This window comes from Arthrobacter sp. 2MCAF15 (assembly GCF_052115605.1).
Taxonomy (GTDB): Bacteria; Actinomycetota; Actinomycetes; order Actinomycetales; family Micrococcaceae; genus Arthrobacter.
This window is the reverse complement of record NZ_JBFRGZ010000018.1, coordinates 63,654-78,227: the sequence shown is the minus strand read 5'-3', so window position 1 is coordinate 78,227 and position 14,574 is coordinate 63,654. Positions and strand designations below refer to the sequence as shown.

Here is a 14,574-nt window from a genome sequence, read left to right as displayed (position 1 = left end):
GCCCTAAATGGCGATTTACCAGCGCCACTCACCACCGCACCTGACCGAGAGGGGTTCAACTCGCGGTCCGGTAATGTCAGTCGGGTATTTCCATTTGGAACCCGCAGCTGCAGTGCAGGACCTTGGTGCGCAGGTACACCTCCAGGGGGCCTTCCCCGGGTTGTTCCGTTGAGAGCGTGGCGTGGACGCTGCGCTGCTGGGATCCGGCTATCGTCATCGGTTCCCCGCAATGCAGGTAGTTGCCGCCGAACTGAAGCACCCCGGATCGTTGGCCCGGCCGGTTCATGACCTCAGCGACCCCGGCAACCGAGGCGGTGTGGGCGTAGAAGAAGTCGCATTCAACGCAGGTGTACGTGACCTCGACCAGCCCTGTGCGCGGTGGCCGGAGGGTGCCGATGGATTCGACGATCAAATGCTCATCGGTCTGGCATTGAGTGCACCAGAGCCGCTGCCCGCGGGACCCGCTGGGCGGCCCAGGCTTGCGCGGATGCGAAACAGTCGACATTTACAGACTCCTTTGCCCGGGAAGTCCGGCCCGCATGCACCGGACGCAGCTTCCCTCACCGTGCCCTCCTGGATCAGGCTAACTCCCGGGTCCTGGCCCTGACAAGGAACCGGCCAGCGCAGGGCCGGTCCGCAGCGTGGGCCGCCCGGTTCACGAAGGGCTCGCCCAGCAGTTGGCACCCAAGGGAATCCGGGTCAACGCCGTGGCACCCGGACCGATCTGAACGCCACTGCAGGTCAGCAGCGGCCAGCCGAATGAGGCGCCGCCGGAATTCGGCACGGACACTCCGCTGGGCCGGGCCGGCCAGCCCGCGGAACTGGCACCGGCCTACGTGTTCCTCGCCTCCCCGGAATCCGGGTTCGTCGTGGGCGAGACCCTAAACGTCAACGGGGGCAGCCCCACTCCGTGACCCCTTGACGGGCCTCAACACCGCGGCGGCTGCTTCTTCCGTGTGCCCGGGCAGGATCGTTCTATCCCGATATGACCGCGCCGAGGGGCTGACCTAGCGGGCCCCTATTCGTCGTGGCCCTGGTCCCGGCTCATCTGGTCCTCGGCCGGGGGCGTCTCTCCCGGAGGCACTCCCCCGCCTGGCTCCAGCCCCGTGATCTTGCCGCTGAGCGGATCCGGGTTAGCCGAGGCAGCCGGCTCGACGGCCGGCTCACCCCTCGTGCCCGGATGCGCTGGGGGCTCCCAGTTGTCCCCCGGCTGCGGTGGATCCGGGTTGGCCGGGTCCCTTTCGGGATCATAGGTGCTCATGGTTCAGCCTTCCCTCGCGTGGCGACTCTGGACTATTTGTAAGCATGCTGATAATTCTGGATCCGTCAAGGCCGGGAACCCGAAACAGTCAAGCGATGTGAGGAGCAAACCGATGGGAATTGGTGACAGCATCAAAAAAGCCGCGGAAAACGCCATGGAGGACCTGGCCGGGACCTCCAAGTCGACCGATGACGCGCATGTGCCCGAGCCGGGCGCACCCGACGAGGACATCCGGGTTCATTCGTCCATCAGCGAAGGGTCCAACGCCATGGACGACGCCAAGGAGACACCCCGCCGTAGCAACGACGAGCAGCGGCTGCCGGACGAAGACACGGGCCCCGGCGGCGAGGGGAAAACCGGCGACCCCGAGGGGTCGGATGCAGACAGCGCGGTCCGTGAGGTTCCGCGGGACGTACCAGGCCCGGCAGGCCTGCACAGCCCGGACCCGGACGACCTCCGCGCTGACCCCATCAGAGGGTGACGAGGATCCCTCCAAGGAAATGGGACGCAGCTGAAGGGCACCCTGGACCCCGACAGCCGGCCGCGCCAGCGGACGCCCGAAGGCAGTGTCTGTGGACCCGCGGCGGGCGGGTCTGGGGTTTCCCGTCCCGCTTTCGGGTCCGGACCTTTGAGCGGGCGGCTGATTCACTTCGTTGTCACCGGCGGCTGTTAGGGTCCGGGCATGGATGAACTGTTGCTGGGACCAGACTCTGTTGCTGCACGCGATCTGTCGGACCGGGCCGGTTTCGACGCCGGCTTCCTCGGTGTGCCGGTCCCTGTTCCGACCCTGGCAGGGGTCGAGACGGTCCTTCTGCCCTACACGCATTTCTCCGTGCTCATGCGGCTGGACAAACGTCTGGCCGCGGTGACGGCCCTGGGGATTGACGGGGCGAAGCTGATGGGCCTGGACCGATCCGGCATCCGGTGGCGGCTCGATCCCCGGCTGGGCGAAGACCAGCAGACCGGCGAGAGGGTTTACGCCCGCAACGATATCGACCGAGGCCACCTGGTCCGCCGGGCCTCAGCCGTCTGGGGCGAGACCCGGGAAGAGGCCGCCCGGGCCAACGAGGACACCTTCCACTACACGAACGCCGCACCCCAGGCGTCAACGTTCAACCAGGGCCTGAACCTCTGGCTCGGCCTGGAAACCTACCTGCAGGACAACGCAGCCGACAACGGCCGGCGCCTCGTCGTGTTCACCGGCCCGATCTTCAGTGACACCGACCCCGCCTACCGCGGCGTGCACATTCCGCTGCGGTACTTCAAGGTCGCCGTTTTCCTCCACCACGGGGACCTCGCCGCCACCGGCTACATCGTGGACCAGACACCCGAGCTCGCGAACCTGCCCGACGTCCCGCGGCCCGGCGCCATCGACGAGGCTCCCCCGCTCGGCCCGTTCCGCACCTTCCAGGTCCCGATTAGAGACATTGCCGCCCTGACAGGCCTGGACCTGGACCAGCTCGTGGCCGCAGACCGGATGCCGATCGCCCGCGCGCTGACCACCGCACCAGTCACCTCCACCTGGAGACGGCTGAACTCCCCGCAGGACCTCGACCTGGACTTCGACCTCAACGGCACGGACTGACATCCCCGACCTGACCGAACCCGGCACCGGGGCCACCGGGATGACAGGCTCCGACGGCGGCAAAAAGGAACAGTTTGGGCACGGCAAAGCCCTCCCACGGCCCACACCGGTCCGGTCCGCCGGCCGCATCAGCTGACGGCCAGAAGCAGTGCCTATGAGCCGGGTGCACGCCCGACTTGTGGAAAGGGCCGTGGCAGGATGGGGCCCATGGACAGGCGGTTGCGGCGCGCCCCGGACGCCGAATGGGTGCTGATGTACCGACTCGGACTGAGCCGGCAACGCATCGCTGCCCTCGTCCGCGCCGAGCCCGCCGCCGTCGGATACCACCTGCTCATCGCCCGCCGCCAGGACCCGGGCCTCGAGGCCGAACACCATGCCGCCGCCGACGCCGCGGCCGTCCCTCACCCCTCCCCCACGGACCTCGCCCGAATGGACGAGGTCATCGCCTGGGTCTCGGCTGAAGGCCGGCTCCCCGAGGACCGTTCCGGTGACCGGGGGGAAAGGTCGATGGCGCGGTGGCTGTCCGGGCGCCGGCGCGAAGCAGCCGCGGGCACCCTGGACCCTGCCTACAGCTCCGGTCTCGCCCGTCTGCCGGGATGGCTGGAGAATCGGAGGGAAGCCGAGGACGAGGCCCGCTGGCAGCATCGCCTGGCCCAGCTCGTGGATTTCCGGCAGGAGGGCAACGACTGGCCCCGCCATAAGGACTGTGACTCAGAGCGTGAGCACACTCTCGGGGTGTGGATCCACACCCAGCGGTACAAAAACCGCCGCAATGAACTGGACCCTGTGAAGGTCAAGCTCCTGGACGCTGCCGCTCCCGGTTGGCAGGCCGGGAGGACCAGGGGCCGCCCGCGCCGGCGGTGACCTGGAAGGCCGCGCTTCCCGGGAGGACAGCGGCCAGCACGTCACGCCGGCTAGTACCCTTAGAGTGGTTCTCCAGTCCCCCCAGCTTGGAGAACCGGGAGCCTCCGCGCTTGAGTCCCTGGATTCGCGCGGAGGCTTTCCTCATACTCCCGACCAAGACCGCGCTCAAAGTGCCATCAAGGGCCGGGCCGGCGCACGTCAGGCGGCCGGCACGGCGCCGCGGACTCCCGCGGCCGGCCGGCCGGGAAGCGGCGTGACCTTTTCCGGGCCCGGGCGTGAGATCAGTTGAGGACCAGCAGGTGCCTCGAGCACGGCGAGCGGGAGTTCGCGGTGGACCAGGTAATCGCACGCGGCCGGGCCGGTCATCCTCAGGCCCGGACACCTGCGGCCACGGTATTCAATGTGGACATCGGCTGCGCGCAAACCTGCTCTGAACGCCCTGCCACCCAGTGGTGCAAACCCTCCAAGCCCGCACCAGCTCAGATACAAGCCATACAGTTCCTCCACGCTGAGACCGCCGTCCGGATCCGGTGCGACGCACTCAGTGAGGAAATCTTCCAGTGGTGTCTTCGTCATCGTGGCCTCCTGCATCCTGGCGGCAAAGCCGCTCAAATGAAACAGCAACAGCATGAATGTGAAGCATGACCAACCCAGAAACACTAAAAAATCTAGAAGCACCAATCCCCACTGTCAACCAGATCTTCCGGAGCGAGCCAGGCCTGCCCGCACGGAGCCGCGCGGGCAGTCCACAACCCTGAAGGAGAGCCGCAGCAAGGCCCGCAGGGGTTGTGCCCACTGGGGACAGGTGGAGCCCTCCGCGCAGCTCAGGCTGGGCGGTTTCTAACCATCGTCGCAACGGGCTCGAGTTGAAGGTAACTGTATCCGTGTGTGCGTTGCCGGCATTGATGGCAGGACCAGCGTGCCCTGGCACCCGCTTGACCGAGGGGCTGCCAGAATTGTCCGACCATCTGCAACACACATAGGCATGTGGTGGACAGGTACAGGGTATGAGTCATCCATCGAGGGCCCCGGACAGGGCGGACGCTTTCCGGTCATTGTACGAATCCGCATACGGCGACCTGCTCAGGTTTGTTCAGCGTCGCACCGACACGGCAAATGCCGAAGACGTCGTCGCAGAGGCCTTTCTTGTCGTCTGGAGGCGCTTCTCCGAAGCACCAGCGGACGAGAATGATGCCCGGGCCTGGGTGTTCGGGATCGCGCGTAACCTCTTGCTGAATGCTCGACGCGGAGAACAACGACGTCAATCGCTAGGTATCCGCCTCGCTGAAGTATCACCAAATCTCCTTAGCACCTCTCACGCTGACCTGGTCGGTAGTCGCATCGATCTAAGCCGCGCCTGGACGCTTCTTTCTGAAGTCCATCAAGAAACCCTAGGGCTCGCCGTCCTCGAGAACATGGCCGCGCCACAGGCAGCCAAAGTCCTTGGAATCTCCCCTGTCGCGTTCCGACTGAGACTGACGCGCGCCAGACGGGCGCTCCGTCTCCTCCTCAACCACCTCCCACACCATGCCTCGGGCATTTCTGCGGCATCACCTGAAAAGGCCTCAACGCTATGAAAAGTCACCAGCACCTCGACCTACTTTTGCGCTCGATGGACGCGGCAGAGCAAAGCTCACCGCCGAGCCCGGCCCGGGCACAAAAGGACCTCACCCGCATTCTCAACTCCCAACCGTTTCCCACTGCGTTCAACAGCAGGACGGAAGTTAGCCACGTGCCGGCCAAACCCACGCCCAATCGCCGGCGCCGGGTGGTCATTCTTGGAGGGCTCGCAGCAGCAGCCACAGCAGGATTACTCATCCTGCCGGCAATATCGGGAGGCGACGCAGCCTTCGCCACCTGGACGGCAGCACCCGGGACACTGATTGGTTCAGAACGCGACACCGCGGTTTCAGACTGCCTCAATTCAAAACAAGGTGTCGGCGGTGGCATGTACTCAACTGAACTTTCAACAGCGAAAGTAGCGATTGCAGAGAGGCGAGGAGCTTGGGTGACTGTCGTCCTCAGCGGCCAGGATGGCTTTGAAGCGACCTGCACTACCGACGCCACCGCGCCCTGGTTCAACAAGGGAATGATCGGTTCCATCGGAAAGCCCGGCAATGCGACATCACTCCCAGCACGAGGTATCGCCGCTACTCAACTCGGAACCGGAACGATCGGAAACAAGCCCATCTCAATCGCCTCAGGTCGCGTAGGAACCGATGTAGCGGCGATATCCTACACCAACGCTGCCAAGGAAAAAGTGATCGCGACCGTCTCGAAGGGTCACTTCGCATTTTGGTTGCCCGGCAGCGAGCTGCAGAATGCGTCCGATCAGGGAATACCCGTCGACGTAACCTACACCAACGGGGCAACTGAAAGTCAGCGACTCAACTTTTGAGTGGTGTCCCCTTTTTTGGGAGCGAAACCTTGCCTTCAGTGACTGCGCAACCCTCCGTGTCCTGACGCGTAGCCGCCGCGTGAAGAGACCTAAACCGGATGGTTGCGCTGTCCCAGCCGAGGACGGCTCGCGGCCGTCCGTTGATCTCATCAGCGGCGAAGCGGACTTCAGCTTGTTCTACCGTGCTGAGGTCTGCGCCCTTACGAAAGTACTGGCGGAGCAGGCCATTAGCATTCTCGTTCGAAGCACGTTGCCAGGGACTGGCCGGATCACAAAAGGACACGAGCATCCCCAGCGCCGCGGTGACCTCGGCATGCCGGGCCATCTCCGTGCCCCGGTCCCACGTCAGGGTCCTCCGCAGCGTCGGCGGCAAGACCCCGAGCGCCTCAATGAGCTGGTCACGCATGACCTCAGACCTGCTCCCTGGGCGGAGCACGAAGGCGAGGAGGAGCCGGGAAGATCGTTCCACCAGCGTCACTATCGCCGATTTGTTCCCCTTCCCCATGATGAGATCACCCTCCCAATGGCCCGCTTCTTCCCGGGTCGCGATGTGGGCTGGGCGGTCACCGATCTTCAGAGCATCAGCCATGTACTGGGGTGGCTTCACCTTGGTCCTGGACCGCGGCCGCCTGCTGAACTTGCCCGAACGCCGCAGCCGGGCAGACCCGACTGGAACGGGGCGGATGCTGAGCTGATAGAGCGCACGATAGAGCGTTTCATGCACCAAATGGCGATGCTTTTCTCCCGGAAACCGTTCCTTCAGGGCACGGCAGACGTGCTGAGGGCTCCACCGCTTCGACAGGCACTCCACAACGTAATGCCGCAACTCGTCATCACCGGCAAGCTTGGCGAGCCTTGGCCTCGGCCTTCTCTTCTGCGCCATTTTCTGGGCGCGAAACGGATGATAGCGACGTGAGTCGGGACGATTCCGAGCCAACTCCCTGCTAATTGTGGACGACGACCGTCCAAGATCACGAGCGATCGATTGAAGACTCGCCCGAGCCAGCAGCCGGTCGGCAATGAAGATCCGTTCGTCCTCGGACAGATAGCGGCTGGATACAGCTGCCGCAGGAACCGCCTTACGAGGCCTCGGATCCAATCCCTGCTGCACCAAGCCCTCAACCCCGTTGCGTCCATTCAACCAACGAAGGCCCGTGTTCGGGTTGATCCCAAGAATCCTGCATGCTGCCCGATTGGAGAGCCCTTCTTTCATGAGCTGAACATACAAGGGCCTCTTCTCAACCAAGCCCGGAGGCCTCATTTTAATTGATCGGCGCGTCGAACTGCGCATGAAACAACACCACTTTCAGTCGGTGTTGCGACGATGGTTGGAAACCGCCCTGTCCCCATTGGCGTGCAACCCGTTGATTGTCGGAGCCCTCCCCCATACTGAATCCAGCGGCCGAGAAGGCCGTTTTCTTTGGCGTGTCGTTTCGAACATATGTTCTAAGGTTGTGGTATGGGATCGGAGCAAGCGAGCCAGCTGCAGGCGCAGTATGCGCGCCGTGCCGGCCCGATTGGGCTGACGGTGGAAGAACTCGATTTCGAGCACTTCCCCGCCAAAAACGGCTTCCCCGGGATCCCGGTGAAGGCGTGGATCCGGTTCCCGAACTGCGCCGAGCTGGTGGACGGCGAGGTGTACGCCTGGACGGCCAAGGCGGTGGAAGTGACGTGGAAGGACGGGCCGGTGACCTACCGGACCTGGGTATGGAGTTCGGCGGTCACCCGCCGGGAAGAAATGATGACCAGGAACTTGGGAGAGCGCGTAGACCGTGACAGCAGTAGCGAATGAAACAGCCCTGGACGTTGCCGTGGACGTCCGGTTCACCCCGGCCGGCACACCGTTGGCCGTCTGGCACGAGGGCCGGATCTGGGCGGTTGCCGCCGATCCGGTGCGCTGGTTCGCCCGGGATTCCTGGTGGGACACCCGGCGCACGGCGGCCGTCGGCAGCGGCGACCTGGTCAGTATCGAATACTGGCGCGTGCAGGTCCGCCTCAGCTCGAACTCGGCGCTGCGGACCTTTGAGCTGCGCCGCGACCCGTTGTCAGAGCAATGGCTGCTGGAGTCCATCACCGACAACTGAGCCCGGCCTGCGTATAGCGTGGGGCCATGGGACCCATTTATGATGACCCGCGGCTGGCCGCGCTCACGCTGATGCGCATCGCGGCAGAGGAATCCCAAGGCCCCAACGAACTGACAGTGCGCATGCACGCGGTCCTCGACGACCTGGCCCAGCGGAACGGAACCGGGTATCTGGCGGAACTGGCCATCACCCTGGCCCGGACCGGGTTCATCGCGCTCGATGAGCTGGCCAGGGTCACCGGCAACAGCACCACCGAGCTGCTGGACGCGGTGGAAATCGACGCGCTCGAAGGCCTCGATGACGGCCGCTAGTCCGCCGGCCGGAACCGGACTGCCGGCGGGCCTTTCCCGCCGGTGAAAGTCGCCCTGGCCCGGGCCGTCACGAAGATGCCCCGTGCCGATGCATTGCCTGGGAAGCTGATCTACGAGCCAAAGTGGGACGGCTACCGGGCCGTCGGAATCCGCGACAACAACGGGGCCACCCTGTGGTCCCGGCAGGGCAAGGACCTGAGCCCGTACTTCCCGGACCTCGTTGCGGTCATCGCGTCCGAGGTGCCCTCTGGATGTGTAATCGACGGCGAAGCCGTGATCTGGACCGGAGGCCGGCTGGACTTCTCCGCACTGCAGCAGCGCCTCGGCGCCGGCCCGAAAACCCTCCCCGGACTGGTCAGCCAGACACCCGCCAACTACACCGCCTTCGATGTCCTGGCCGTGGCCGGACATGACGCCCGGGATCTGCCGCTGCACCAGCGGCGGGCACTCCTCGAAGAACTCGCCAAGGGATGGCAACCGCCGCTGTCCCTCTCCCCCGCCACCACCTATCCGGACGAGGCTGCCCGGTGGTTCAACGAACTCCCCCACACCGGGATCGAAGGCCTCGTCATCAAAGACAACAACCAGCCATACACCCCGGGAGCCAGGAACTGGCTGAAACTGAAGCACCGGGAAACCGTGGAAGTTGTCTGCGGGGCGGTCATCGGACCGATCACCCGGCCCTCCGAGGTCGTGGCCGGCCTGATCCTGGACGGCGAACTGCGGATCGTTGGACGGTCCTCGCCACTGAAAACAGCGGCCGCCCGCGAGCTGGCACGCTGGCTGGAACCGCCCCCGACAAGTCCACCCATGGCCAGCCACCGTGAAAGGCACAGCCCTGGACCGGTTCAACCGGGACAAAGAACCGGTCGCGCTGACACTGGTGGAACCCGTGGTCGTGGAAGTCTCCGCCGATACCGCCTGGTCAGGCCGGTCCTTCCGGCACCCGCTCCGCCTACTCCGGGCACGGCCCGAACTGTCCTCGGCAGAGGTCGGCCTGCCGGATATCCTCCGGCCACCCCTTCATTAGACGGGGCTGTGGTTTTTGTCCGGGATCCCTGACACACTGACTGTCAGAATTTCCTGACAGAAGGGTGCCTTCATGGGCTGGGTATCGAACGACCACGAACACGAGGGCTGGGCGGCCGCCGTCGCACCCGACGGGCGGCTCTCTGCATCATCATCGGGCGAAGGAATGCTCGTGCAGGGCATTACCGGCCACTACCAGCCGGACAAGATGCTGCCCGACTACGAGGTGGTCCCGGATCGGGAGATCATCGGCTGGCGCGGCGCCTGCGGCTGCGGCTGGCGGGGCGAGCTGTGGGAGCGCGTCACGTCGCCGGCGGCCGCGGACTTCGGCCGCCGGCGGGACTTCGTACCGCTGGACGAATTCGCCAACCCTTCGTCCAAGGTCGAAGGCGCCATCCACGATGAGTGGAAAGCCCACCTCGCACCACTGGAAGCCGTCGCCGGTGTGGAAGCGGCAGCGCGTGAATACAACCAAGCCGGCCGCCGGCTGGACAAGACAGTCGCGGCCGCCAAGGCCGCCGGCGCGTCGTGGGCCGATATCGGGCGCGCAGTCGGCATCAGCCGGCAGTCAGCACACGAACGGTGGGCGGAGAAGCAATGAGCACCGGAATCGCGGCGCCAGACCTGAAGAGGCATCAGCGCCATTACGAGGTTCTGTTGCCCAGCAGCACCTTATGTACGAACGATTTGAAGAACCAGCTGCCCTCGCCGCAACCTCATGAACCGGTAGGCCTCCCTGAGGCCGGGCACCCACCGGTTGCGTGCAGCATCCCCGGGGCCGGGCAACGGTGACAGTTCGGTTGGTGCCCCGTGCACTCGACCCCGAAGGCTTCACAGATGCCCAAACAATCGCAGCAATCGAACGAATCACCCGCAGAAACTTCCGCCTCCTCGAGCGGTTGTTCCCTCAAATCACCCGCGTACTGAAAATCAACCAACTCGAATCCATCACCGACGACGTCATGGAAGCCGCCGCGAGTATCCTCGTCGTCGGCAACTGACGACAAAGAGCGACCACGAAACACCGCCGAAAAGCTCCGAAGTCCACAAGCAAGAGCCAAGGAACTCAAAGGCAAAGGAGTCAGCGCCTCCGACATCGGCAAGCTGCGGAGTCTCCCGCGCCACGGTCTACCGATACCTTTTCTAATCAACACGGAGAGGGTTCCGACTGCCCGGCGATGACATCAAAGGGCAGCCGAGCCCTGGTCCCGGATCTCCGGCACGGGCCGCAGCTGGGTGCCGTCCTCGACGGCTCGTTGAAACGGACATCAGCTCCTCGCTGTCTTCGTAGCCGGTAACTGGGAAGTGAACGAAGGCAGGAAATTCACTGGCTGGATCCTGACTCTGGACGGGGGGCATCGACGCATGCTTGCTGGTCCTTGGGCGACCGCCTGCCCGGTCTGTCCGGGGTCTGACTGATCTTCTAAGGAGCTGCACAGTGGCTGGTCTGAGCGATAAGTTCGATAAGGCATACGAGGGCAAGAGCATTGAGGAACTGGCCAAGGCACCTGTTGGTGCGCTTCAGGGCTTGTCCGAGGCCGACGCTCTGAAGTTACAGGAAGCCCTGAACATCAAGACCGTAAAGGACCTCGGCACCAACAAGTTCTTCCTCTGGGCCCAGGCGGTGGCAAAACTGGCCGAGTAGGCCGCGGAGTCCAGAACCCGGCCGCCGACTCCGGTCTGGGCCGGGGGCCGGTGCCTGGCCGGCTACTTCACCGCGCTCCTGCTGCTGGGCTGACGTGACCAGCCAAGGGCCTGGTTCCGTGAAGTAGGGCCGACAGGCTCAATTCCGGTGATTCTCAAAATCCTTGGGATACGAGACGTCTCGCCACCTAGCGGGCGATCCGGATGACAGTGACTTGAATCCACTGATCCACTGCATTTGCACCAATCCGTCATCGCCCGGAGATTCTCGTAACTATGTCTCGAAACCTTCTGATTGAACTGGTGTATTCACCCTTGGTTACGTGACACATCAGGGCGGCCCATGACGAAACTGATCGGTTCCCACACGTCTCAACGCGGCAGCAGTCCGCAGACCGGCGGCAGGTGGCTCTTCTGGCGCCGCCCGCGTCCGTCACGATGACCCCCGGACCGGGGAAAATACCGGTCGAAGTCAGCCCTGCGCAGTCTCGCTGGGCGGACGCTCATCCTTGCCTGCGGGTCTTTTCATCCCGAGGATAAGGAACGTCGTGCCCATCGTGAAGAACGCAATCCAAGCCGTAGTGCCCAGAAATATCATTGCGACCGCAACGATAAGGAAAACGACCCCGATCGGCAGGAACGCGGCGCCCCTGTCTCGCTTCGCTCGGCCGTTCGACTCCGACTTGGGGTTTCCTTCACCGTTCATCTGGCCGAGGCTACGTCGGCGAACGGAAACCCGCAAACGCTTCCCGAGACTAAGAGCTGCTGCCGATCGGATCTGCCGCGAGAGGAAAGTGTCCACTCTGCCGTGTCTCACTTCCTTCGAACCGGGGCACTCTTTGTGGGGCACGCCCCGATGCACTGGGCTGGTTAGAGCGGCCGACCGTAGGGATAGTCCACCCAGGCCCCGGTACCTTCTTCCGGGCACGCATCTCTGGCGCCGTTTTTCGTGGACCAGTAGTCCGCGGGGTAGCGGGATCCCTGAAGCACGGCGTCCAAATTGACGTCGTGCTCCTCACGCCCGTCCGCGAACCTCGCGTCATACCGAATGCTGAGATACCGGCTCCTCAACCAACGACGCGTCTTCCAATAGGCGGTGGCTCGTATAGCTATCGGCATTTGTGAACTCATGCCTACATCGTCGCCTGTCCGTTAGTGCTCCTGTAGCGAACCGCCCGTGGAAGGCTCAACGGATAATCGGACAAACGTGTCCCACTTCCTTGGAACTGGGACACCCTTGACGGGACACTCCCTCGCGGATCTGGATCCGCAGCAGACCGCGCAATCCGGGTGTCCCGGATGTTGTTCCAAAACTCCCGACTCATTCGCACGTCACAGGGATAACTTTCGGTACGGTTTAGGCATGGAAATTGGTTACGCCCGCGTGTCAACGGTGAAGCAGGACCTCGCCCGGCAGCTGGACGCCTTGACCGCCGCTGGCATCGAGACGGTCTTCTCGGATGAGAAGTCCGGGGCCACCACGGACCGCGTGGGGCTACAGGACGCTTTACGTCATGCCAGGGCCGGTGACGTACTAGTGGTCCACACCCTCGACCGGCTGGGACGGACAGTGCGGGACACACTAAACCTGGTCCACGAACTAAAGGAACGCGGCGTCGGCGTCCGCACCTTGGCTGATCCCCTGCCTATCGACACATCCAACCCTGACAACCCCATGGCTCAGCTGGCGGTCGTCATGCTGGCACTCTTCGCGGAAATGGAACGTACTTATGCGGCCGAACGCGCCTCGCATGCCAGGGCGGTGGCCTCTGCCAACGGGCGGCGTACGGGACGGCCTTCCGTGATCGACGCGGACAAACTGGAACACKCGGTTCTGCTGCGGGACAAAGGCTTGTCAATGAAGGAGATTACCGCCAAGACGGGGCTGAAACGTACCACCCTGTACCGGCACCTTCCACCACGCTCCCCCGCCACCGACCTGGTAACCACTGATGCCGTTTGACGCGAACACAGTGAGGTTCGCCCTTGCTCACGGGGAACGCTAGATGTGGCATTGCTGATGTTTATTGGGCAGTCGCCGCGGCGGGGATCTTCTGATTCTTGCCGGCATCACTTGGCTGACGGCGTACATCATCCAGGGAATTGCACGATCATTCAGCAGACCCGACCCTCAATGAGAATGGCGCCGGCCCAGTCCGCCCCCCGTTCGCTCAGGGCCGCCGACCCAGGCGGGTCCGTAATCGACTTAGTGTCGGTGACGACGATACGCACGAAGCGTGCGCGAGTCTCGCCGATGCTGACGTGGGCCTACGCTGTGAGGTCGGGAAGGCGAGGTGAAGCGTGGACAGACGCCGGGCCCTACAAGTCACGCGTGGGATCCGGTCCGGACGGCCTCGGCCCGGGATCGGGCACAGGGCTTGGCCCAGGAAACGTCGGGTCGGGAGACCCCGGCGCAGGCACGGGGGATGTCGGATCCGGAGAGTCGGGCAGCGGCCCGGGGTCTGGCGGAAACGGGTCGGGTTCGCGTTGCGGCGGAAGAGTCATGGACTACCCCTAAGGTCTGGCCCTAAAACGGAAGAAATCCCCAGACTAAGTCCCCGGGCCGGGAAAGGACAGGGGTCGAATTAGTTCGCGGGAATACCCTGCGTCTACGCCGTCATCGTCGCCAGCAACGCCCAGTTGGCGATCGTTATCCAAACGGACGGCATTGCAGGGAAAGCGCCCGGCAGGCCCTAGCTGCCAGTTTCTTCAGGATCCCTGCGCGCCCTCCTCCGGCGTGGCGCCTTCCGCATCGGGCACCAGATCCGGGTCAACAACAGGGGAGAAGGCATCAGCGGGAACTTCGTTCCCGTCAGGTCCCTCATCGGGATCAGAGGGGCCGCTTTTTGGAATCTCACTCATCTGCACACCGTAGGCTCGCACGTCCGCCCTGTCCACCTACGTGACCTCGGGAAGTGAGGGGGCGATCGAGCGGCCCAAATGAAAACGTGCTCCAATACGCCGAGGAGGCGACACCGAGGTTTCAGGTGACCGGGACGCCGGCGGGGGCGCATGAGGGGGACGTGATGCCCGGCCGCGCGCCGGTTGAGGAGAGCGCGCGGCCGGAGTCCGTGGATCAACGACCGAGCCGGGGTCGTCATTTCGAGGCTTTTCTCAATGTCCCTCTTCGAACTGAGAACAACCTGAGAGCCGTCTCTCCGCGGTAACGCCTCCCACCGGCCGGATCGGGGCCTGGCGGTGTGTCGCCGCGGCCCAGGAGGAGGTAGCGCATGAGGTGCGCCAAGGGCTGCCTTCGGACCCCTCGAAGTAGGCGTGCGGGATGACTCCTGTGGTGTCCCGGAGTGCCAGGAGGATGGCCGAAATGGCTTTCGGGCTTTCGGCCCGCGGTATCCGTTGAGTTCGACGCCTTTGACGTCGAGCGTGCTGCCGAAGTTGGA

General features: G+C 64.2%; 17 protein-coding genes and 2 pseudogenes. 14 read left to right on the top strand and 5 right to left on the bottom strand.

Features of this window, described 5'->3' with window-relative positions; all coding sequences use genetic code 11:
• Window positions 1-76: 76 nt before the first annotated feature.
• Window positions 77-505 carry a hypothetical protein gene (locus tag AB4089_RS18285; RefSeq protein ID WP_441410695.1) on the bottom strand — a complete coding sequence of 143 codons (429 nt, stop codon included), beginning with the start codon at window positions 503-505 and terminating at the stop codon, window positions 77-79.
• 154 nt (window positions 506-659) lie between these two features.
• Between AB4089_RS18285 and AB4089_RS18280 the strand changes: the two are divergent.
• Window positions 660-914 (top strand): annotated as a pseudogene (locus AB4089_RS18280) (SDR family oxidoreductase); the annotation flags it as partial.
• 104 nt (window positions 915-1,018) lie between these two features.
• On the opposite strand, the gene AB4089_RS18275 reads toward AB4089_RS18280, so the two are convergent.
• Window positions 1,019-1,261, bottom strand: a complete 243-nt coding sequence (locus AB4089_RS18275) for a DUF6480 family protein (protein WP_441410694.1) — start codon at window positions 1,259-1,261, stop codon at window positions 1,019-1,021.
• Window positions 1,262-1,373: 112 nt separating this feature from the next.
• Here AB4089_RS18275 and AB4089_RS18270 point away from each other — a divergent pair, with 112 nt between their 5' ends.
• The 3 genes from AB4089_RS18270 (at window position 1,374) to AB4089_RS18260 (ending at window position 3,710) form a co-directional block, all read left to right on the top strand.
• A complete protein-coding gene (locus AB4089_RS18270; RefSeq protein WP_441410693.1) occupies window positions 1,374-1,742 on the top strand; it encodes a hypothetical protein in 369 nt (122 codons plus the stop codon).
• A 201-nt stretch (window positions 1,743-1,943) separates the two neighbouring features.
• On the top strand, window positions 1,944-2,846 hold the full coding sequence (locus tag AB4089_RS18265; RefSeq protein WP_441410692.1) for a DNA/RNA non-specific endonuclease: 903 nt from the start codon (window positions 1,944-1,946) through the stop codon (window positions 2,844-2,846).
• Between the two features lie 207 nt (window positions 2,847-3,053).
• Window positions 3,054-3,710, top strand: a complete 657-nt coding sequence (locus AB4089_RS18260; protein WP_441410691.1) for a helicase associated domain-containing protein — start codon at window positions 3,054-3,056, stop codon at window positions 3,708-3,710.
• Window positions 3,711-3,908: 198 nt separating this feature from the next.
• On the opposite strand, the gene AB4089_RS18255 is transcribed toward AB4089_RS18260, so the two are convergent.
• Entirely contained in the window at window positions 3,909-4,340 is a 432-nt protein-coding gene (locus AB4089_RS18255; protein WP_441410690.1) for a hypothetical protein, read from the bottom strand.
• 377 nt (window positions 4,341-4,717) lie between these two features.
• Here AB4089_RS18255 and AB4089_RS18250 point away from each other — a divergent pair, with 377 nt between their 5' ends.
• Both AB4089_RS18250 and AB4089_RS18245 read left to right on the top strand, forming a co-directional pair.
• Window positions 4,718-5,287 carry an RNA polymerase sigma factor gene (locus tag AB4089_RS18250; protein WP_441410689.1) on the top strand — a complete coding sequence of 190 codons (570 nt, stop codon included), beginning with the start codon at window positions 4,718-4,720 and terminating at the stop codon, window positions 5,285-5,287.
• Window positions 5,284-6,108, top strand: a complete 825-nt coding sequence (locus AB4089_RS18245; RefSeq protein WP_441410688.1) for a hypothetical protein — start codon at window positions 5,284-5,286, stop codon at window positions 6,106-6,108. The genes AB4089_RS18250 and AB4089_RS18245 overlap by 4 nt, the downstream gene beginning before the upstream one ends.
• Here the strand turns inward: AB4089_RS18245 and AB4089_RS18240 are convergent.
• Window positions 6,098-7,321, bottom strand: a complete 1,224-nt coding sequence (locus AB4089_RS18240) for an IS30 family transposase (RefSeq protein ID WP_441410687.1) — start codon at window positions 7,319-7,321, stop codon at window positions 6,098-6,100. The genes AB4089_RS18245 and AB4089_RS18240 overlap by 11 nt on opposite strands.
• A 246-nt stretch (window positions 7,322-7,567) precedes the next feature.
• Between AB4089_RS18240 and AB4089_RS18235 the strand changes: the two genes are divergently transcribed.
• From AB4089_RS18235 to AB4089_RS18200, 8 genes and pseudogenes are all read left to right on the top strand, one after another.
• Window positions 7,568-7,900 carry a hypothetical protein gene (locus AB4089_RS18235; protein ID WP_441410686.1) on the top strand — a complete coding sequence of 111 codons (333 nt, stop codon included), beginning with the start codon at window positions 7,568-7,570 and terminating at the stop codon, window positions 7,898-7,900.
• Window positions 7,881-8,192, top strand: coding sequence for a hypothetical protein (locus AB4089_RS18230; RefSeq protein WP_441410685.1), 312 nt, complete (start codon window positions 7,881-7,883; stop codon window positions 8,190-8,192). The genes AB4089_RS18235 and AB4089_RS18230 overlap by 20 nt, the downstream gene beginning before the upstream one ends.
• Before the next feature lie 26 nt (window positions 8,193-8,218).
• Window positions 8,219-8,503, top strand: coding sequence for a hypothetical protein (locus AB4089_RS18225; RefSeq protein ID WP_441410684.1), 285 nt, complete (start codon window positions 8,219-8,221; stop codon window positions 8,501-8,503).
• A 42-nt stretch (window positions 8,504-8,545) separates the two neighbouring features.
• The gene (locus AB4089_RS18220) at window positions 8,546-9,565 is read left to right on the top strand and encodes an ATP-dependent DNA ligase (protein WP_441410683.1); all 1,020 of its coding nucleotides are present in this window, start codon (window positions 8,546-8,548) and stop codon (window positions 9,563-9,565) included.
• A gap of 40 nt (window positions 9,566-9,605) precedes the next feature.
• The gene (locus AB4089_RS18215) at window positions 9,606-10,133 is read left to right on the top strand and encodes a hypothetical protein (protein ID WP_441410682.1); all 528 of its coding nucleotides are present in this window, start codon (window positions 9,606-9,608) and stop codon (window positions 10,131-10,133) included.
• A 208-nt stretch (window positions 10,134-10,341) separates the two neighbouring features.
• Window positions 10,342-10,533: pseudogene (locus AB4089_RS18210) on the top strand (AAA family ATPase); the annotation flags it as partial.
• A 437-nt stretch (window positions 10,534-10,970) separates the two neighbouring features.
• Window positions 10,971-11,177 (top strand): hypothetical protein, encoded by a 207-nt coding sequence (locus tag AB4089_RS18205; RefSeq protein WP_028275312.1) that lies wholly within the window; start codon window positions 10,971-10,973, stop codon window positions 11,175-11,177.
• 1,362 nt (window positions 11,178-12,539) lie between these two features.
• On the top strand, window positions 12,540-13,139 hold the full coding sequence (locus AB4089_RS18200) for a recombinase family protein (protein ID WP_441410681.1): 600 nt from the start codon (window positions 12,540-12,542) through the stop codon (window positions 13,137-13,139).
• Window positions 13,140-13,885: 746 nt separating this feature from the next.
• Here AB4089_RS18200 and AB4089_RS18195 read toward each other — a convergent pair.
• Window positions 13,886-14,038 carry a hypothetical protein gene (locus tag AB4089_RS18195; protein WP_441410680.1) on the bottom strand — a complete coding sequence of 51 codons (153 nt, stop codon included), beginning with the start codon at window positions 14,036-14,038 and terminating at the stop codon, window positions 13,886-13,888.
• Between the last annotated feature and the right edge of the window lie 536 nt (window positions 14,039-14,574).